The sequence below is a fragment of the Psychrobacter sp. CX21 genome (genome assembly GCF_057396255.1).
Genome location: NZ_JBXYJG010000006.1, coordinates 71442 through 91116 on the forward strand (window position 1 = coordinate 71442; position 19675 = coordinate 91116).

The 19675-nt window shown below is 39.0% G+C and carries 17 protein-coding genes and 1 pseudogene; 14 read left to right on the forward strand and 4 right to left on the reverse strand.

Annotated features, from left to right (window positions below; all coding sequences use genetic code 11):
* Positions 1 to 43 precede the first annotated feature (43 nt).
* The 6 genes and pseudogenes from AC2SLP_RS05280 to AC2SLP_RS05305 all read left to right on the forward strand — a co-directional run.
* Positions 44 to 262 (forward strand): annotated as a pseudogene (locus AC2SLP_RS05280) (hypothetical protein); the annotation flags it as partial.
* Between the two features lie 153 nt (positions 263 to 415).
* The gene (locus AC2SLP_RS05285) at positions 416 to 1168 is read left to right on the forward strand and encodes a hypothetical protein (RefSeq protein WP_486535594.1); all 753 of its coding nucleotides are present in this window, start codon (positions 416 to 418) and stop codon (positions 1166 to 1168) included.
* Between the two features lie 296 nt (positions 1169 to 1464).
* Complete coding sequence (locus AC2SLP_RS05290) at positions 1465 to 2205, forward strand: hypothetical protein (protein ID WP_486535595.1); 741 nt, start codon at positions 1465 to 1467, stop codon at positions 2203 to 2205.
* Between the two features lie 261 nt (positions 2206 to 2466).
* Positions 2467 to 4530 carry a bifunctional metallophosphatase/5'-nucleotidase gene (locus AC2SLP_RS05295; RefSeq protein WP_486535596.1) on the forward strand — a complete coding sequence of 688 codons (2064 nt, stop codon included), beginning with the start codon at positions 2467 to 2469 and terminating at the stop codon, positions 4528 to 4530.
* A gap of 318 nt (positions 4531 to 4848) precedes the next feature.
* On the forward strand, positions 4849 to 5205 hold the full coding sequence (locus tag AC2SLP_RS05300; RefSeq protein WP_486535597.1) for a DMT family transporter: 357 nt from the start codon (positions 4849 to 4851) through the stop codon (positions 5203 to 5205).
* 272 nt (positions 5206 to 5477) lie between these two features.
* A complete protein-coding gene (locus tag AC2SLP_RS05305) occupies positions 5478 to 6503 on the forward strand; it encodes a DUF368 domain-containing protein (protein ID WP_486535598.1) in 1026 nt (341 codons plus the stop codon).
* Positions 6504 to 6555: 52 nt separating this feature from the next.
* Here AC2SLP_RS05305 and AC2SLP_RS05310 read toward each other — a convergent pair whose 3' ends face one another.
* Both AC2SLP_RS05310 and AC2SLP_RS05315 read right to left on the reverse strand, forming a co-directional pair.
* The gene (locus tag AC2SLP_RS05310) at positions 6556 to 6678 is read right to left on the reverse strand and encodes a hypothetical protein (protein ID WP_486535599.1); all 123 of its coding nucleotides are present in this window, start codon (positions 6676 to 6678) and stop codon (positions 6556 to 6558) included.
* The gene (locus AC2SLP_RS05315) at positions 6666 to 6836 is read right to left on the reverse strand and encodes a DUF503 family protein (RefSeq protein WP_486535600.1); all 171 of its coding nucleotides are present in this window, start codon (positions 6834 to 6836) and stop codon (positions 6666 to 6668) included. The genes AC2SLP_RS05310 and AC2SLP_RS05315 overlap by 13 nt, the downstream gene beginning before the upstream one ends.
* 299 nt (positions 6837 to 7135) lie before the next feature.
* On the opposite strand from AC2SLP_RS05315, the gene gorA reads away from it, so the two are divergent.
* Complete coding sequence (gene gorA, locus AC2SLP_RS05320) at positions 7136 to 8491, forward strand: glutathione-disulfide reductase (RefSeq protein WP_486535601.1); 1356 nt, start codon at positions 7136 to 7138, stop codon at positions 8489 to 8491.
* Between the two features lie 673 nt (positions 8492 to 9164).
* A complete protein-coding gene (locus AC2SLP_RS05325; RefSeq protein ID WP_486535602.1) occupies positions 9165 to 9365 on the forward strand; it encodes a hypothetical protein in 201 nt (66 codons plus the stop codon).
* Here the strand turns inward: AC2SLP_RS05325 and AC2SLP_RS05330 are convergent.
* Both AC2SLP_RS05330 and smpB read right to left on the reverse strand, forming a co-directional pair.
* The gene (locus AC2SLP_RS05330) at positions 9340 to 9906 is read right to left on the reverse strand and encodes an SDR family NAD(P)-dependent oxidoreductase (RefSeq protein WP_486535603.1); all 567 of its coding nucleotides are present in this window, start codon (positions 9904 to 9906) and stop codon (positions 9340 to 9342) included. The genes AC2SLP_RS05325 and AC2SLP_RS05330 overlap by 26 nt on opposite strands.
* 164 nt (positions 9907 to 10070) lie before the next feature.
* Entirely contained in the window at positions 10071 to 10547 is a 477-nt protein-coding gene (gene smpB / locus AC2SLP_RS05335; protein WP_486535604.1) for an SsrA-binding protein SmpB, read from the reverse strand.
* A 334-nt stretch (positions 10548 to 10881) separates the two neighbouring features.
* On the opposite strand from smpB, the gene coaD reads away from it, so the two are divergent.
* The 6 genes from coaD (at position 10882) to AC2SLP_RS05365 (ending at position 19189) form a co-directional block, all read left to right on the forward strand.
* Complete coding sequence (gene coaD, locus AC2SLP_RS05340) at positions 10882 to 11391, forward strand: pantetheine-phosphate adenylyltransferase (protein ID WP_486535605.1); 510 nt, start codon at positions 10882 to 10884, stop codon at positions 11389 to 11391.
* 241 nt (positions 11392 to 11632) lie between these two features.
* Positions 11633 to 11884 carry a YfhL family 4Fe-4S dicluster ferredoxin gene (locus AC2SLP_RS05345; protein ID WP_486535606.1) on the forward strand — a complete coding sequence of 84 codons (252 nt, stop codon included), beginning with the start codon at positions 11633 to 11635 and terminating at the stop codon, positions 11882 to 11884.
* 970 nt (positions 11885 to 12854) lie between these two features.
* Complete coding sequence (locus tag AC2SLP_RS05350; protein ID WP_486535607.1) at positions 12855 to 15413, forward strand: YgiQ family radical SAM protein; 2559 nt, start codon at positions 12855 to 12857, stop codon at positions 15411 to 15413.
* 37 nt (positions 15414 to 15450) lie between these two features.
* Positions 15451 to 16287 (forward strand): DsbC family protein, encoded by an 837-nt coding sequence (locus AC2SLP_RS05355; RefSeq protein ID WP_486535608.1) that lies wholly within the window; start codon positions 15451 to 15453, stop codon positions 16285 to 16287.
* A gap of 280 nt (positions 16288 to 16567) precedes the next feature.
* Complete coding sequence (locus AC2SLP_RS05360; protein ID WP_486535609.1) at positions 16568 to 17887, forward strand: homoserine dehydrogenase; 1320 nt, start codon at positions 16568 to 16570, stop codon at positions 17885 to 17887.
* Positions 17888 to 18007: 120 nt separating this feature from the next.
* Complete coding sequence (locus tag AC2SLP_RS05365) at positions 18008 to 19189, forward strand: thiolase family protein (protein ID WP_486535610.1); 1182 nt, start codon at positions 18008 to 18010, stop codon at positions 19187 to 19189.
* Positions 19190 to 19675 lie beyond the last annotated feature (486 nt).

A 19675-nucleotide genomic window follows, 5' to 3' on the forward strand; every position in this document is an offset into this window, starting at 1 on the left:
CAGACTCATAATTTGTAGGGTCTCATACCTCAATGCCAACCTACTTTTAAATATTTTGCATACCTTGCGTGATAAGGACAATACTATTGAGGTGATTGAGCATAATTTGGACATTATTAAAACCGCCGATTGAATTATTGATTTGGATCCTAAAGGTGGTAAGAATAGTGGCACGATTATCGCTGAGGGTACGCTAGAGAAAGTGTCTGAGAGTAAGGTATCATTTACGGGACAGCTTTTGAAGCCGAAGCTTGTGGGTTAAAGTTTGGTTGTTGTTTATTTTTTAAAGGCTACTCTTTAGTGAGTGGCTTTTTTTGTTAGATTCATGATAAATCGTAATAGTGTAACCTACCTTGTAATTTGATTGTCTATATAAAAATAATATACTTAAACAACAGAAACTAGGTGAATTATCATGCAAAGCGAATTTTTATCAGATTTTATTACCGCATCTAGAGCTTTTAAAGAGTCGCGTGACAAACATAGTATAGCTCGGCTTTATGATCTTCTTTATAAACTCCAAAAGTTTGATAGAAACACTGAAGATAACCAAATATTGGTAAATGTTTATACGTTATTAGGTTTCCATCATACAGCATATGAGTTATTTAGAACTCTTATAGATACAAACGATGTTAAAGCGATTAGCAAACTTTATAAATATGAATCTAAAGCAAGATCGCATGGTAATAATTTTATTGTAAAAGACGTCAGAGAATTAAGTCAAACTCTAAATATTTTACAGCTAAAAAACGATGATTTTTATTTAGATGTAGGAGGAAGTACAGAAAGTTTTAAAAGATATTTTTTAAATTCAGACATTATAATATTCAATAAAAAGCTAAGCGGAAATGAAGTTAGTATTTCTATAGAGAAACCATTAGACCTCAAGTTAGTGATAAACAATTTAATCGTATTAATTTATTGGTTAGCTGACTGCAAGACAAACCTCATTGAGTTTTATAATGCTAACATGAGTCAATATACTGGACAGTACGCTGATGAAGATTGGTATTATTGTTTAGAAATCTATAGTTTATCGATATTTGTACAGCACGATGAAAAGGTATTTATTGATGTATCCGGTGGAGATACCTTTGATCAAAGTCATATATTGGACGTGTCTTTTAGCGGTAAAGAAATTTGTGAGATGGGTTATGATGGTTAGTTATTATATTAATAAAATGTTGGGTTTCGTACCCCAAAGCCAATCTCCGAACCATTACCCAATTTATGGAATATCCGTAGATTGGGTTAATATCACCCACAAACTTATTTATGTAAACCAAGCTAAGTAAACAGATATCAAACCAAGTTCTACTATTGCATTACCTCTACGAACCTTAAAACCCTAACTTTGTCCTTAAAATTATAGCAATGAGCAATGTAACAAAGACAGCATTCGTATTTTAGTGTTAAGGTTAAGTTAAATTCCTACATACAACACTGAGAAAAGACTTAACCATGACCAACTTAACTTATAAACAAGGGCTTAAACTCGCCTCAAAAAGTGTAGCACTGCTCCTAACTGGAATAATTGGCATCAATGCACCCAGCCATGCAAATTTAAATAACACCAACTTGTCATCAAGTTCTGACAAGGACAGACCCACCGCAGCTGATATTTACACGCCTGATATGTTAGCTGCCTATAAGGGTTTTCAAGCAGATGCGGATATTATCCGGCTTAGGCAGCTAAAGTACTGGGTCGACTTAATTGAAACCTATCACGATAAGACTGGACACTACCCTCTACAAACCCCTGATAATCAGACCATAACAGTCTTCATTGCCACACCTAACCAAAAGCAATTTACCTATCAATTACCCGGATCTGAATATGCCGATATAAAGCAATTCGTTGATACCTTAGAATCAGGTCTTGGTTACTCTATTGATGAGCGTTATGACCCGCAATATGTACCAGATGCTAAACCCAACTTTTATATTTATATGCTTGAAAGAGGCGATTATTTCTTTGCCATTCACACCCATCAAAATTACTCATTTAGTCGACCAGTTGCACCCGATTATAATAAGGTTGAGGTTTCTAATCATTTTTCCCAATACACACCTAAAATACTGACTTCCAAAATGCTGTTTGATTCATCAGCTTATAAAGAAGCGGCTACTAAGCCCATCCAGAACCCTGAGTTTTTCAAAAATCGAGAAGCTCTGACTTTACAAGCAACTAAAGCTGAATAATAACGATAATAGTGGCCTCTATCTTTCTAATTAACCAGCGCTCTTGTATCTTTAGATGCAGCATCCCTTTTTATGTAGTTTAGAAAATCTTGCGAAGTAAATCACCAATAATCTGTAGTAGGACACCCCATAATTTAGGGCTATTTATAGTCCTTATTAATAAATGTGTTTCATATCTTTGTCATCAATGTCAGCTACTCTTACATAACTGTTGTTAAGTCTACGTTATTTCACTGGTGCTGTTATAAAGGTATAGTTCTCATGAAAATAGTTAAAAATCTTCTCCCTCCCTCATCATCTCTGTCTTCAACTACTACACACTCTTATAAACCAAAACAACCTATCAAAGTGGGTCTATTGTCTGCTCTATTGGCCGTAAGTTGTACAACTTTGGTTGCATGCGGAGACGACAACGATAATCTCGACACTGCTTTTGAAGATATAAATAAAGATGGGGGTTCATCGTCACCTACCCCAACCTATGTACCAACCAAGCTTACCATCGCTCATATTAATGATCACCATTCACATTTGGAATCAGAAGGCAGACAAACATTTGTCATAGATGGTACGACTTATCGCAGTGAGCGTGGTGGATTTGCACGTTTGAAAAGTGTATTTGATGAATTAGAAGCCCGTTATGGTAATGATAATTTTTTAAAACTTGAAGCAGGCGATGCCTTAACGGGGTCAAGCTATTATAGTTTTTTTCAAGGTGAAGCGGACGCCGATATGATGAATACTATCTGCTTTGATGCATTTGCACTGGGTAATCATGAGTTCGATGAAGGCGATGCAGGTTTAAAACGCTTTATAGACCGCCTACATGGTAGTGACAACAATCCCAATGATTGTCAAACTCCTGTATTAGGCGCAAATGTGAAACCAGCTTTGGGTACGCCTCTTGCACCCAGTAATGTCGATGATTATATCAAGCCTTATACCATTACCACGACGCGTGAAGGCGTTAAAATAGGTATCATAGGAATCGACATCGAAGGTAAAACGAGACTTTCATCACGCCCCTTAGCCAGTACAGATTTTTTGGATGAAACCACGACTGCTCAAACTTATATAGATGAATTAAAAGCTCAAGGTATCGAGCATATCGTTTTATTAACTCACTATACTTATGTTAATGATATCGACTTAGCAGCCGCACTCACCGATGTGGACGTTATCATAGGAGGCGATTCACATACCTTATTGGGTGACTTTACCCGCTACGGCCAGTCCGCTGAAGATAATTTTGGTGCTCAAGGAGCCTATCCTACTGTATTAACTAACAAAGATGGCGATACCGTGTGCGTCGGTCAAGCTTGGGAATATACCAAGGCGGTAGGTGTTATGCAGGTTGCCTTTAATGATAAAGGTAGTGTAGATAGCTGTAATGGGTCAGCAATTATTCCTGTCGGTGAAACTTTCGAGCGTTATGATGTGAATAGTGCTGAATTTATGGCGACTGATTCTACAACCAATCAGGCTATCTTGGACAGCCTGTTAAGCCAGTCACAGTTTTTACTTGATAAGGATTTAATTCTACCTTATGCGCCAAACTCTCAAGCTGCTTCTATATTAGAAAGTTACACTGTTCAAATTGATGATAAATTGCAACAAATTATCGCAACCTCAAGTGAGCCTTTATGTTTGGTTCGGGTACCCGGCACCACACGTTCAGCTGATATCACTGGGTGTGAAGATACAGCCACGCAGTCTCGCGGTAGTGATGCCGCCCAAGTGGTCGCCAAAGCCTTTTTGGACGGTGCATTAGAAGCAGATTTTGCTATACAAAATGCAGGCGGGGTGCGCGAGACCATTATGCAGGGTGATGTGAGCTATGACAATGCTTACACGGTATTGCCATTTGGTAATACTTTGGTGAATCTTAAAATGACCGCTCAACAAGTTAAGGATACGCTTGAAGATGCCATTGCCAACCATATGGACTTGAATGGTTCATCAGGTTCACATCCCTATGCCGATGGACTGCGTTGGGACTTAGATTTGACTCAACCTCGTGGTCAGCGCGTTTACAATATCGAAGTTCGTGATCGTGATACAGGCATATGGTCAATGTTTGATTTAAATGACACCGCCAAGACCTATACAGTAGTCACTAACGACTATATAGCTGAAGGGCGCGATGGCTATACTACATTAGGTACTGTTTTCGCTGATAAAAGCAAGGTGGTCGACACCAAACTTTTATACACTCAATCCTTTATTGACTATGCTGAAAAAGTAGGTACGTTGCAGCGTCCAGACCGCAGTGAGTATTCACACAAAAATGTCATAACAGCCGATGACACTCATCTGTCATATTAACCTTTATTGTCTAATTAAAGAAAAGACTTTCAATATGAAAGTCTTTTCTGCTTTAAGTGCTGCACCTTGTTTACTAAACGTTACTAGACGTCTATGGTCTTTAGATACACGATTATTATCTTCACTACTCTAAACCAATCCAATCCACTGCACGCTATAGTCAAATTTAACTCAACACTTTTTACACTAAAAATTTTGACACCAATGTCACCTATTTAATAAATATCGTATTGACCTTATTTATCTTCACATTACAATGGCGTTAAAATTCAATATTTAGTATTCATAGATATTTCTAGCTTATTCTGGTTAACGCTTATGCCCTTCACCGTATCTACACACACTATGGCTTATATATACCTAGCCACTGCTATCATTTGCGAAGTAGCAGGTACTACCTTTTTAGCAAAGTCAGAAGAGTTTACTCGCCTATTACCAACTGCCCTAATGGTGGTTTTATATGGGCTGTCTTTCTACATGCTCGCAAAATCCATCAAAGTCATTCCATTAGGTATTGCTTATGCTTTGTGGGGCGGCATAGGTATTATCTTGACCGCTGGAATGGGAGTGATTGTATTTAAACAACACATTGACCTACCAGCCATGATTGGTATTTCTCTTATCGTTGCTGGGGTTGTCGTCCTAAATATATTTTCCAGTTCTGTAGGCCATTAATTTGGCCTTATGATATTGATAAAACCTTATAAATATATATAAAAAGCTATTAAAGAGTTTGTGCAGTCAAGTGGCCGATTTAAAATAAGTAATTAAGCTTATTACATTATTGTAAATGATTACTATGAAGTATATTTTCTTAAATCGGTCTGTTATTCTCAATATGCAAAACCCATACTCATGTTAAAATGCATTCAATTCTAGAATACCTTAAACCTAATCAGTCAACTTACTTATTATTGTCTTATTTACTTATCCAGTAAGGAATGTCGATGACGACCCCTAATTCTCAACGACCTGAATCAAAAGCGTCGTCTTCTTCATTAAAAGCAGCTCAGCCCAATAATCCTTCGAACCTTGTAGATAACGCAAGCCACAGTCCAAAAAACAATCCGAAAAATCTTGTAGCTGTTTATATCAAAGGCATGGCGATGGGTGCAGCGGATATTGTACCTGGTGTATCGGGTGGTACCATCGCGCTTATTTCAGGTATCTACGAGCGTTTGATTGGTGCAATTAGTCGTATTGGTCCAAACTTATGGCAGGTTTATCGTCAAAAAGGCGGTCTAAAAGGATTGCTCGCTATCTGGCGCGAAGTAGATGCCACTTTTTTATTGGTTTTGCTTTTAGGTATTGTTACTAGTTTTGCAACCTTAGCCGGGATTATTAAAAACCTATTAGACAATCAACCGTTGTTAATTTGGTCTTTCTTCTTTGGTTTGGTTGTTGCCACTGTGTTTATATTATTAGGTGAAATCAAACGCTGGAATTTAGCCAGAGTTAGCTTATTTTTAATTGGTATTATTGCTGCTGTTGGTATTAGTAGCATGCCTTTGGTCACCACAGAACCAAGCCTGATCTATATCTTCTTTTCAGGGGCGATTGCCATTTGCGCCATGGTGTTACCAGGTATTTCAGGCTCTTTTATCCTATTGTTGCTAGGGGTTTATGATCGGGTATTGGAGGCGGTTCATAACTTCAATTTATCTATCATCATTACCCTAATGGCTGGTATGGTCACTGGACTGTTATTGTTCACTAAAGCCCTTAAATGGTTGTTATCACGTTACTATCAAGGGACGTTAGCGTTATTAACTGGCTTTATTGCTGGATCTTTGATGAAGGTCTGGCCTTGGAAGGTGGATGAGTTAGGCACTTTGGCTGGTGATGCGATAATTAATGTAGCCCCTTGGCACTATCCTGAAGGTGCTCAGTGGTTGGTTACTATTGGGCTTATGCTATTGGGTGCCATATTAGTTACTGCATTATCTTGGTGGGGACTCAAAAAGGGTGATTAAAGATACATAACGTTTGCTTTAATCAAATGTGCATAGCCAGTATGTAATTAGATTATATAAATTCACGTATAACCTCCATCATACGGGCATCTACGCTTTGTTCAATCTTTAGTTCAAGTTGACTGCATAAAGCATCTACATCACCTTTAGACGCGCCAAATATTAAAATGTCCATTCACTGGCATCATGTCGTTCTCGCTCACCACTTTCAGAAACAGCAACAGCAGGATTGCGACCAAAGCGGTGGTGTATTCCACCGATTCGCTGCCGCTTTTCTTTTAAAGAGCTACAACTTGGCAGAGTGAAGGTTATCGTCATAATAGCAATGTGCATGTCAATCCTGTTATTAATGAGATGAAATTAAGGGTTAAAGCTATCAAAGCTAATTTAATACCATCCATACTTTTAAATACCTTAATCCAGACCTACAGTAGCAGATTAGCATATCTTATACGTGACTCAAATAGAGTCAAAAACAAATATAAGGTAACATTAGATCTGAATTTTCAAACTAGGCTTTATACCAAAATTTATAAGGCTCTTATTTAAAAAGCTTCTATTTAATCGGTTATTAATCAATATAGCTATTATCAAACATCTAAAATTTCACATAATAAATATAAGGTTTAAATATGACTAAACATTATGACTATATTTCTATTGGCGGTGGCAGTGGCGGTATCGCTTCAATTAACCGTGCGGCTATGTATGGTAAAAAGTGCGCAATTATTGAGGCCAACCATTTAGGAGGCACTTGCGTTAATTTAGGCTGCGTGCCCAAAAAAGTTATGTGGTATGGCGCCCAAGTTGCCGAAGCCATGCATAAGTACGCCCCTGATTATGGTTTTGACGTTGATGTAAAAGGCTTTGACTTTAGTAAGCTGATCGAAACCCGTGAAAAATATATTAGCAATATCCACGCCGCTTACGAGAGAAATCTGGGTAAAAACAACGTCGAAGTGATTAATGGCTTTGCCAAATTCGTAGATGCAAAAACGGTTGAAGTAAATGGCGAACATATTACTGCTGACCATATACTCATTGCTACTGGCGGTCGTCCTATCTTCCCTGATATCAAAGGTGCTGAATATGGCATTGACTCTGATGGTTTTTTTGCATTAGACGAATTACCAAAACGAGTAGCTATCGTTGGTGCCGGCTACGTATCGGTTGAAATCGCAGGCGTATTACGCAGCTTAGGCTCAGAAGTCAGTCTATACGTGCGTAAACATTCCCCACTACGCTCATTCGATCATAGTGTGGTTAATGTTTTGTTAGAAGAGATGGCGAAAGACGGTATCGATATTCACACTCATAGCACTTTAAAAGAAGTCGTTAAAAACGATGACGGTAGCCTGACGATTAACTTGGAAGATGAGCGCAGCAACACAGTAGACTGCTTAATTTGGGCGATTGGTCGTAAACCAAATACTGATACTATCAATCTTGAAGTGACTGGGGTCGAAACCAACTCAATCGGCAAAATAAAAGTCGATAAATATCAAAACACCAATATCGAAGGTATTTATTCAGTGGGTGATATCATTAAAAATAGTATCGACTTGACTCCAGTTGCTGTCGCTGCCGGCCGCAGGTTGTCTGAGCGCTTATTTAATAACAAACCTGATGAGCATTTAGACTATAATTTGATTCCAACGGTTATCTTTACCCACCCCCCTATTGGTACTATCGGCCTGTCTGAAATGCAAGCCATTGAGCAGTATGGGGAAGAAGATATCAAATGCTATACTTCGACCTTTACCCCTATGTACAGTGCCGTCACCCAGCATCGTCAAAAGTGCTTTATGAAACTGGTATGCTTAGGTGAAGAAGAAAAAATCATCGGTTTACATGGCATCGGTTATGGTGTCGATGAAATGATTCAAGGTTTTGCTGTTGCTATCAAAATGGGCGCAACCAAAGCGGACTTTGACAATACGGTTGCTATTCATCCTACTGGCTCTGAAGAGTATGTGACGATGCGTTAAGTGAATGAATGCTCTAAGTTCGGGTGTTATTTATGTGCTTGCACTTGATGCATTATCATTTGATTCGCTTAACCCTTAAATTGTATTTATGGCAACCAAATTTATAAAAACCATTGATGGCGATATAATTTTATAACTAGTTCTTCTTATAACTAAGTTCTTCAAAATTTGTAAATGATAAAGGTAGTAATTGTTTATATTAGGGTCTGTTGAACATTCAAATATTAGGACTGCTGATAGCTAAAATTGTTCCAAACTAGGCATAAACCGACGATAATGCCCGAAGCGTATTGGACCTTAGCTAGGTTTATAACAACGTTTGGGGCAATTTTAGCATCAGTCTAACTCGAGCACAGCTCTCGCCTTGCGAACGGGCAAAGCAGTGCTTTGCTTAATCCGTTCTCAGAGGCGGGTCTATTTTTTGTCAATATATTGTGACTTTCAATAATTAGTGGTTCTAACTTAGAATAACTAAGTATCTAAAATTTCCCTGCATATTGCCTAAAAAATAACCGCCGCCAGTTCCATATTTGAATGTTCAACAGACCCTACTACCTTTTTTTTATTTATTGTCTTAATCGTTTATATTCTAAAAAAATTATTACCTTTAGATTATGTTAATCTAAAGAGTCTATATATCCTACTAACTTATAACCTAAATTAAGATTAGCTGATGAATAATAAACCGTCTAAAAATGAAGACAATCAGTCAGACTCTACTACTGATAACGCTACAAGTAAGCCTAACACTACAGTAAAAAAAAGCGCCATAAATAGTGCTCCAAAAGATAAATCAAAATTTTGGGAAGGCTTTGTTTTAGGTGTGGCGACGATCTTATTAATAGGCTTTAGTTTTTGTGCAATAATTTTTTAATTTGATATTGGCGGTAGTAGTTATAATGACGCAGCTTCACGGGCGCTAAATAATTTAGACTGATGGTGCGCTGAAAATCATGGCTGCGGTCCAGTGATTGCATGATGGACCGCTTAATAGATTGACCTGCATTATTAATGAATATATCCACATTCTCAGCTTGCAAGTAGTTTATAAACTGCTGCAATTGCTCTTTGTCTCTTAGATCTAATGAATAAATCTGCGCCCGTCCTCCCAACTTCAAAACTTGAGACTGTACTTGTTTTAATTTATCAGTAGTTCTTCCTATTAATAATAGCTTAGGAGGGCTTTTAAAGCTTGAGTGTGAGTCTGTCAAAACAGATGCCAGAAGATAGGCAAGGGACTCGCCAATACCGAAACTGGCACCAGTGATTAAAATGGTCTTACCAGATACAATTTTCGCTAGCTTTTGCTTTTGTGTTAATGACATTCTTCTACTCGGAAACAATATCTTTTGCAATAACCGAATCACTAATGAGGGTTGTTCATTTAGGTTTTTATTTCTATTTTTGATATTCATTAATTTTTTATACCATCAAAGTATTAAAAGAAAAAATCTTTTTCAATTAGGGGCTGTATAGAATTGATTCATGGAACTGACAGAAATAAAAAAAGGCAGTAAATAACTGCCATTTTTTTTTATTAAGCTAACGATTCACTATTAAAAAAAGTGATAATTAACGATTAATTCAAATGCTGCTTAAACCCGCGCTGTTGGTCTCGCTCCCAGTCTCTTTCCTTAATAGTTTTACGCTTATCGTGCAGTTTCTTACCTTTGGCTAAACCAATTTTGCATTTTACCAGTGAATTCTTCCAATACACTTCTAGCGGCACGCAGGCATAGCCTTTTTGATTAACAGCGCCAAACAAGGTGTCGATTTCTTTGCGGTGCAGGAGCAGTTTACGAGTACGAATACTGTCTGGATCTATATGCGTTGAGCTGGATAATAAAGGCTGAATATGAGCGCCAAATAAAAACGCTTCATTACCCCTAAACACCACATAAGCTTCGGTGATACTCATCTTGCCTGCCCGAATCGCTTTAACTTCCCAACCTTGCAGCTCTATGCCTGCTTCAAAGGTTTCTTCAATAAAATACTCGTGCCGCGCTTTTTTATTAGCGGCAATTTGATTCGATGGTTTTCTAGATTTTTTAGCCATATAAATTAGTCTCTTAAATTACTAGAGCGTGTCCCTATCTTTATAATATTTAAGTGGATATAACGTTTATGCTGAGTTGTCGTTTGAGCATAGATAATAACTTAACTAATGGTTTGATTCAGATAATGATTTAGCTCATACATTAACATAAACCTCTAAGCTTGCAGCACAAAATATATCTCACATTATATTGTGCTATGAAGATAGGTCGAGCCTCAATTATACCAAATTTAAGACCAATACTTTTTCATAGCTTTGTAAGCAGTTATCACTTACGTCAATGCGTAAAATTTGCTACGATAACCCCTCATTCAACTATCCTTAAAAAACCATCATGAACAAACCTTCGTCACTGCACACCAAAGTCGTCTACCCAGGCACATTCGATCCTATCACTAATGGACATCGCGATTTAGTTCAAAGGGCTGTTAAGCTGTTTGATGAAGTCGTGATTGCTGTCGCTTTAGGTCATCATAAAAAACCTATGTTTAGCTTTGAGGAACGAGTTGAATTGGTTGAGACCGTTTTTGATGATTTGCCCCAAGTTTCGGTAGTTGGGTTTGAAGGGCTTTTGGTTGAATTTATGCGTGAACAAAATGCCACAGCTGTACTGCGCGGTTTACGTGCTATGTCAGATTTCGAATATGAGTTTCAGCTCGCTAATATGAACCGTGAGCTTGATGAGAACTTTGAAGCGGTATTTTTAACACCAGCGCCCGAATTCTCATTCATCTCCTCTACCATGATAAGAGAGATTGCAAAACTAAGTGGGGATGTAGACAAATTTGTACCCCCATGTGTTCAGAAAGCCTTTGATGACAAACGCAATAATGAGTGGAAATAGTGTTAAAATATAAGTGTAGAAGAACGCTTTGAGATTTATCAAAGTCTAGGTGTTAGTTATGACATATTCGATCATATATACACGACCTATTAAAATCATTGAGTCTACAAATAAGATTAACAGGCGATAATTTAATCCAAAGAAATCTAATTCATTTGCTATTCATTTAGCTTAGTAAGGTTAATACTTTAATCGTTAAAACTTATTATTGCGTCGACTCTATGTTAAATAAGGAGCTGAAATGGCACTTTTTATCACTGATGAATGTATTAACTGTGATGTTTGTGAACCTGAATGCCCCAATGAAGCTATTTATGAGGGGGATGAGATTTATGAAATCAACCCTGATTTATGCACTGAATGTGTAGGGCATTTTGATGAACCGCAATGCGTACAAATATGTCCCGTAGATTGTATCCCTAAAGACCCCAATCACGTTGAATCCGAAGAAGAGTTAGTGGCTAAATATAAGCGTATTACTGGAAACGATTAAGAAAGTATGGCATTAGGGAGACATATATAAGATAAACGTACAACATAATTACCATCACAAATGCATCAAAATAGTAGCAACGATTAAGTTGTATTATGCAAGATATACCGTAATTAAATGGCATAATAAATAAACCGATTATAGGGAAAATCAATGCAATTTTTGCATGTCTTATAGCAAATTGTTTTGAATGGTATTTGTTCTTTTTAATAAAATATACAATTAAAATCAGATGTATTAATACCAATACAATAAGCAATCTATTGTACATCATATTATAGTATCCAGGCCTTAGATGTTCGTACTGAGATAAGTCGACTTTAGCATTGGCCATAGATGCTAGTATCATTACCATTGTGATACCCATGACATACAACGAAGTATGCATTAAGTATTTAAAGTTGATACAATTCAAAAATGACATACTTAATTAACCTACCTAATTTATTTTAAATAGCGTTTTTCTATACACTTAAACATTCAACGCCATCTACTCCTTACAACATGTATTTTTTCCGATGAACAAGCTATTAGCTATTGCGCTATATAATGGTTATATAATTTTATGACATCGCTGACTTGCTATACCTCTTGACAAAAAAAATTTAATTATGACCATGATGACATTTTATTTTTAACATACTGTAGTCATAAAATACTTCGACGATAATCAAACAGAGGAGAATAAACTCTATGGATGTTTTAGTCTACCCAAAAAAGATTACTTGAAAGAAACATATTTTGAATGAGGTACTTTTAATTATTAGACTCATACGTAAATTATTCTAATAAAGGAATGGTTAAACAGTAATTATATATCAATCATCTATTTAAAATGCTCAACATAAACCCTATTCATGTTAAAATGAGCGTCATTCTTTTTTATCACCCCTCTTGTACTAACTCTCGTTTTACTATTGATCATTTTAATTGCTCTTTAGATTTTCAAATCATTATCTAGGTTATTCCCATGTCTGCTGAAACCATCGCCCGCACTGCCTTTAAACAAGGTGTTACGCCCTTATACGACTACGATAAACACTGGGCCAGCTGCTACGAGCCAGCGCCGTTTCTGCCTATGAGTCGCCGTGAGATGGATGAGCTGGGCTGGGATGCGTGCGATGTGATTATTGTCTCAGGCGACGCCTATGTTGACCATCCAAGCTTTGGGATGGCGATTATAGGCCGTTTGCTTGAGGCGCAGGGCTTTCGTGTGGGTATCATCGCTCAGCCTGATTGGACGAGCAAAGATGCGTTTATGGAACTGGGTAAACCTGTCTATGCTTATGGTGTGACGGCTGGCAACATGGACAGCATGATTAACCGCTATACTGCCGATCGCCGTATACGTAGTGATGATGCTTATTCGCCCAATAATGCGCCAGACAAACGCCCTGATCGCGCCGCTATTGTTTATAGTCAGCGTTGCCGTGAGGCGTATCCTGATGTACCAATTATACTGGGTGGTATTGAGGGAAGCTTACGCCGTATTGCACACTATGATTATTGGTCGGATAAAGTGCGCCGTAGCGTATTATTAGATAGCCGTGCCGATGTTCTTTTGTATGGTAACGCTGAGCGTGCCATCGTGGATGTGGTACATGGCTTGTCAAAGGGCTATACCTTTGAGCAGATGAGCGATCTTAGAGGTACGGCTTATTTGATTACGCCGTCTCGCCGCCACTGGAAGGCAGATATGATCGAGATTGAAAGTAACGATGTCGATACGGTGGGCCGCGTTGATCCGATTATTAATCCGTATGTGATGACCGAGGATTTAGACAGCTGCTCTATTGAGAAAGATAAAGGCAATAGCAAGCAGGCTTATAATGACAGCAAATCTAGCATAGAGCGCCCTTCTGCTTTTGAACAACAATATCAAGGCTTTAAAGCAGAGCCGGTTCAATACAAGGTCTTGAATGCGGATCAGGTAAATGATGATGTACAGCCAGTTAAGATGATGGGACTTGAAGATACGAATGCAGATACAAAACCGAAAACTGCACGTAAACACAAAATAAAACTACCGCCGCGTGATAAGTCTGTCATTCGCTTACCTGATTATAATGACGTTAAATCTGACCCTGTGTTATACGCGCACGCCAATCGTATTTTGCATATGGAAACCAACCCGGGTAACGCGCGCGCTTTGGTTCAGCGTCATAGCTCAGGTAAAAATAAGGACGGCGGCAACACAAAAACAGACATCGATGTGTGGTTAAACCCGCCACCGCTTCCGTTATCGATGGAGGAAATGGATTATGTGTTCGACTTACCTTATGCGCGTGTGCCACATCCTAGCTACGGTGATGCCCGTATTCCCGCGTTTGACATGATTAAGTTTTCGGTCAATATCATGCGCGGCTGCTTTGGTGGTTGTACCTTCTGTTCGATTACCGAGCATGAGGGACGTATTATTCAAAATCGCTCTGAGGAGTCTATCCTACGTGAAGTTGAGGCAATTCGTGATACGGCGCCGAATTTCACAGGGGTTATTTCAGACTTAGGTGGACCAACAGCCAACATGTATCGCCTGAGCTGTAAAGATGAAACCATTGAGAAAAACTGTCGTAAACCCTCTTGTGTTTACCCCGGTATATGCGATAACTTAATTACCGATCATCGCCATTTGACTCAGCTGTATCGGAATGCTCGAGAAGTTGAAGGGGTCAAAAAAATCCTCATCGCGTCTGGACTGCGTTATGATCTAGCGGTTAAAGACCCTGAATATGTCAAAGAGCTGGTGACGCATCATGTCGGGGGCTATCTTAAGATTGCGCCTGAGCACTCTGAGGAAGGAGTGCTGTCTAAAATGATGAAGCCTGGCATGGGTACGTATGATGAGTTTAAACAGATGTTTGAACAGTTTAGTGCTGAGGCAGGTAAAGAGCAGTACCTTATCCCCTACTTTATTGCTGCCCATCCGGGTACGACGGATGAGGATATGATGAATTTGGCGCTGTGGCTTAAGCGGCATGACTTTAGAACCGATCAGGTGCAAGCCTTCTATCCAAGCCCTATGGCGACTGCAACAACCATGTATCACACGCACAAAGACCCGCTGCACAAAGTGACTCGCACCCAAGGTGATGTCGATATTGTAAAATCAGGTAAACAGCGTAAACTACATAAGGCCTTTTTACGTTATCATGATCCTATGAACTGGGGTATGCTACGTGCGGCTTTAAAACGTCTGGGTCGGCAAGATCTTATTGGGACGGCGCGGCATTGTTTGATACCCCCGTTTAATTCAAGACTTGAAGGTAAAAATAGCGAGACGTATCAATCGGCACGCAAGAAGAACAGCCGAATTGGTTCGGATTCTGTGAAGCGTCAACACAGCAATCAAGCCAATAACCAAGCTAATAAGCGGTCTAATAAAACGGCAGGCAAGTCTTCAACGGCGCAGCGGCCTAAAAACCAAAAGGCTAATAATATAAAGACTGCGAATAAAGCGCGAAATAAACAAGTAAGTAAAGGCAACTTTCAGACGCAGCATACAGGCATGCCACCAAGAGCGACTAAATAACCAAAACCTACATACCCTAATATATAGAGATAAGTTTATGTCATCGTTTATTAATAAGTTATCTTTTAGAAACAGCTTCTATGCGTCTAAAGCAGGACTTATCACGCTTGCTGTCGCAATTGCTGGGTGCAACAGCAATACTACTGAGGCGAACACGCCTAATACGGATAGCTCTACAGCAGTTAATAATACCTCAGCGCCGCTTCAGAACTCAGATGCCGACGTGGTAAATGCCCTTGAAGCAAATTTTAAGGCATCTGGATTTGAACAAAATATTATATCTGCTATTCCTACCAAAATGGATGACATATATTGGGTAACTGGTGAAGGCATACCTTCATTTTTTAGTGATAAAGATGGCCGTTATATTATTCAAGGTCAGATTGTCCAAATCGGTCAAGACCGTCCAATCGATATCAGCGCTGATCTGATTGCTGCAAACGTTAAAACGACGCTTGCTGAGGTAGATAAGCAAGAGATGATTACTTATCCTGCCAAAGGCAATACAAAGGCGTCCGTTTACGTCTTTACCGATGCTGATTGTCCCTATTGCACTAAGTTACATCAAGAAATGGATGATATTAACAACCTAGGTATTGCGGTACATTATCTAGCTTGGCCTCGCAGTGAGCGTAGCGTTCCAAAAATGGAATCTGTATGGTGTAGCGAGGATCGTATTGCTGCTATGAACCAAGCGAAATCAGGACAAAATCCGATGGCGCCCGCTTGCGATAGTCCTGTACGTGATCATATGCGACTAGGTATGCGTCTTGGGGTTAGCGGCACGCCTGCTATATTCACTGAATCGGGACATCAAATTGGGGGGTACCTTCCCGCTAATCAACTTGCTAAAGCGGCCCTTGCAAACAAATAAAACATGGTTTATATAGTCCGTGAACTGCTAAACGGTTACTGTGTTAACGTTAACATCGCTAAGCCTTCATAAGTAGTAATTCAGTAGTAGTAATTGCACTCGATGTCTTGTCACTATTGTAGACTACATTGACTATACCTATTGAGTATGCGCGTCAAATAATGCAATTTAGAATTGAAAGCTTTAGAATGAATGATAAGTTCCACCTAGCCAATTCTATTCAAACCAATTACACTTATATCGACTCTAAATATAACACTATAAAACAACTGAGGATATCGTGAGTAAATCTATAAAACTTGCCATACTAGGACTGGGTACTGTAGGTACTGGCGTACTTAACCTGCTAAACGACAACTTATCAGAACTTAAAAGACGCAGTGGTCATGACATTGTAATTACTCAAGTTGGCGTCCGTCGCCGACGTGATGATATTGATCCTAATATTAAACAAGAAAGCGACTTGATGGCTATTGCTGAGAGTGATGATGTTGATATTATTATCGAAGTCATCGGTGGTCAAACGATTGCCAAAGAAGTTATTTTACATGCTATTAAACATGGCAAACATGTGGTAACGGCCAACAAAGCCTTACTTGCTGAACATGGTAATGAGATTTTCTCTTTGGCGGATCAATACCAAGTCCATGTTGCTTATGAAGCGGCAGTAGCAGGCGGTATTCCGATTATTAAAGTAATGCGTGAAGCATTAGCCGCCAACAAAGTCGATTGGTTGACGGGTATTATTAATGGTACTGGCAACTTTATTATGTCTGAGATGCGCGATAAAGGTCGTAGCTTTGAAGATGTGTTAGCAGAAGCACAAGAATTAGGCTATGCCGAAGCTGACCCAACCTTCGATGTTGAAGGAATTGATGCCGCGCACAAATTAGCGCTACTTGCATCCATTGCTTTTGGCATACCCTTGCAGTTTGATAAAGTATATTGTGAAGGCATCACTAACGTTACCTTGCAAGATGTGACTTATGCCGAAGAGCTTGGATACCGCATTAAGCATTTAGGCTTCGCAGTACGTCGTTATAATGATGACGATACAGCTAATGGCATAGAGCTTCGAGTACATCCAACGCTGATTCCACAAGATAAACTGCTTGCTAATGTCAATGGTGTCAAAAATGCAGTTTTAGTCAATTCTCATCCACTAGGCCAAACCCTCTATTATGGTGATGGTGCTGGTGCTGGAGCCACTGCGTCGGCGGTCATGGCAGATGTGATGGATCTCATCCGTGTCTTAACTGTCGAAAATGGTCATCACGTGCCACACTTAGCGTTTATGCCAAATGAGCTATCTGATACGCCAGTTTTAAGTGCAGATGACATGGTAGCGGGATACTATCTACGCTTACAAGCAGATGACACACCAGGAGTATTAGCGGATGTTACTCGTATTCTGAGCGATGCAGGTATAAATATTGACGCCATTTTACAAAAGCCTGCACATCAAATGGGTCAAGTACCGATTATTATATTGACATTGCCTGTCGTTGAAAGCCAGATGAATGTCGCCATTAATAAAATAGAAACATTGGAACAAATTACCTCTGATGTGGTACGTATCCGTTTGCATGAGTTAGACTAGGGGCTATCAGATTGAGCTATAAGAAGTAAGCCAGACTCAAGACAAGGATTTAAATTTAATATTTGGTTCAATGTATGAATCAATTGTTTTAATACAACACGAATAATTAAGGATAGAATTATGTCATCAGATTCAGTAGTTATTGTCAGCGGTGCCCGTACTCCTATGGGCGGATTTCAAGGTGATCTTTCTAGTGCGACATCGCCTGAATTAGGTGCTGCTGCTATCAAAGCATCGGTTGAACGTGCGGGTATAGATCCACAACAAATTGACGAAGTTATTATGGGCTGTATTTTGACAGCGGGAGTGGGTCAAGGCCCAGCACGTCAGGCAATGCGTAATGCCGGCATTCCAGACAGCACAGGCGCCGTGACTATTAACAAACTGTGCGGCTCAGGTCTAAAAGCAGTCATGCAAGCTAATGATTCTATTAAAGCAGGTAATGCGGATATCATCGTGGCTGGTGGTATGGAGTCTATGACCAATGCGCCTTATATATTGCCTAAAGCTCGTCAAGGCTACCGTATGGGTCATAGCGAAGTTAAAGACCATATGTTTTTAGATGGTTTAGAAGATGCGGACACCGGCAAGCTTATGGGACAATTTGCTCAAGAGATGGCCAATGAAAAAGGGTATACCCGTGAGCAGATGGATGACTTTGCGATCGAGTCTCTTAACCGCGCGTTAACAGCCATCAATGAAGGTCATTTTGATAATGAAGTTACCCCAGTCACAATTAAGACCCGTAAAGGTGAGTTAGTTGTTGAAAGCGATGAACAGCCTGCAAAAGCGGATGCAGAACGTATCCCTAAGTTGCGTGCCGCCTTTGCTAAAGATGGGACTATTACCGCAGCGAATGCCAGCTCGATTTCAGATGGTGCTGCTGCTGTAGTCGTAACCTCAGAGAGTACGGCCAAAGAAAAAAACTTAAACATTGAAGCTCGTATTATCGCCAGTGCTTCAAACTCACGTCATCCATCTGAATTTACTATTGCCCCTATTGGGTCTATTGAAAAAGTTTTAGACAAAGCTGGCTGGTCAGTAGATGAGGTTGATTTGTGGGAGATTAATGAAGCGTTTGCTATGGTTACCATGGTAACGATGGATGAATTGAACATTTCACACGACAAAGTAAACATTGAAGGTGGTGCTTGTGCTTTAGGACATCCTGTAGGCTGTTCGGGTGCGCGTATTCTAGTCACATTGATTAATTCACTAAAACGTACTGGTGGCAAGAAAGGTGTCGCATCATTATGTATTGGTGGCGGTGAAGCAGTAGCAGTGGCTATCGAACTGCCTTAAATCAATACTTAAACCCAGTATTTCTTTGTAAACAATATAATTAAAAAATAGCTGGTAATGAAGTTCTTGAGTAAGCAACAATTACTGCTAAAACCTCTAAATATAATAAATAATAAGAGTCTCCTATGAGGCTCTTTTTTTATTTTAACAATGTCTGTTAGTAAATGTAAAACTGAATGAAGGTCATGTTATTGAATTTACATCGTTTAACACTGAATTACGTAACTTAATACTGTGATACGTGTTTACTATTTAAGTAGTGCTTACCACTTGTTAATCTATTACCAAGTCGTCGAGAGTAGAATTCTTAAAAATTCATATTAATTTTAATACTTTTAAGAAGTAATATTAAAACAAGAACTACTAACAAATTTCTTTATTTAGAATGCTTATTAATAATTAGCTTCTTTGATAATAAATTCTTGTTAGAATTTTTCAATTAGGAATTCAGTGATGGCTAGCTAAGAGATATGTCACAATTCTCAA

Excerpts from the sequence above, each read along its gene's own strand:
- AC2SLP_RS05355 (WP_486535608.1), top strand. The coding sequence starts at position 15,451 with ATGTCATCGTTTATTAATAAGTTATCTTTTAGAAACAGCTTCTATGCG.
- AC2SLP_RS05290 (WP_486535595.1), top strand. The coding sequence starts at position 1,465 with ATGACCAACTTAACTTATAAACAAGGGCTTAAACTCGCCTCAAAAAGT.
- AC2SLP_RS05305 (WP_486535598.1), top strand. The coding sequence starts at position 5,478 with ATGACGACCCCTAATTCTCAACGACCTGAATCAAAAGCGTCGTCTTCT.
- smpB (WP_486535604.1), bottom strand. The coding sequence starts at position 10,547 with ATGGCTAAAAAATCTAGAAAACCATCGAATCAAATTGCCGCTAATAAA.
- AC2SLP_RS05325 (WP_486535602.1), top strand. The coding sequence starts at position 9,165 with ATGAATAATAAACCGTCTAAAAATGAAGACAATCAGTCAGACTCTACT.
- AC2SLP_RS05365 (WP_486535610.1), top strand. The coding sequence starts at position 18,008 with ATGTCATCAGATTCAGTAGTTATTGTCAGCGGTGCCCGTACTCCTATG.
- AC2SLP_RS05300 (WP_486535597.1), top strand. The coding sequence starts at position 4,849 with ATGCCCTTCACCGTATCTACACACACTATGGCTTATATATACCTAGCC.
- AC2SLP_RS05345 (WP_486535606.1), top strand. The coding sequence starts at position 11,633 with ATGGCACTTTTTATCACTGATGAATGTATTAACTGTGATGTTTGTGAA.
- AC2SLP_RS05285 (WP_486535594.1), top strand. The coding sequence starts at position 416 with ATGCAAAGCGAATTTTTATCAGATTTTATTACCGCATCTAGAGCTTTT.
- AC2SLP_RS05310 (WP_486535599.1), bottom strand. The coding sequence starts at position 6,678 with ATGGACATTTTAATATTTGGCGCGTCTAAAGGTGATGTAGATGCTTTA.
- AC2SLP_RS05315 (WP_486535600.1), bottom strand. The coding sequence starts at position 6,836 with ATGCACATTGCTATTATGACGATAACCTTCACTCTGCCAAGTTGTAGC.
- AC2SLP_RS05295 (WP_486535596.1), top strand. The coding sequence starts at position 2,467 with ATGAAAATAGTTAAAAATCTTCTCCCTCCCTCATCATCTCTGTCTTCA.
- AC2SLP_RS05330 (WP_486535603.1), bottom strand. The coding sequence starts at position 9,906 with ATGAATATCAAAAATAGAAATAAAAACCTAAATGAACAACCCTCATTA.
- coaD (WP_486535605.1), top strand. The coding sequence starts at position 10,882 with ATGAACAAACCTTCGTCACTGCACACCAAAGTCGTCTACCCAGGCACA.
- gorA (WP_486535601.1), top strand. The coding sequence starts at position 7,136 with ATGACTAAACATTATGACTATATTTCTATTGGCGGTGGCAGTGGCGGT.
- AC2SLP_RS05350 (WP_486535607.1), top strand. The coding sequence starts at position 12,855 with ATGTCTGCTGAAACCATCGCCCGCACTGCCTTTAAACAAGGTGTTACG.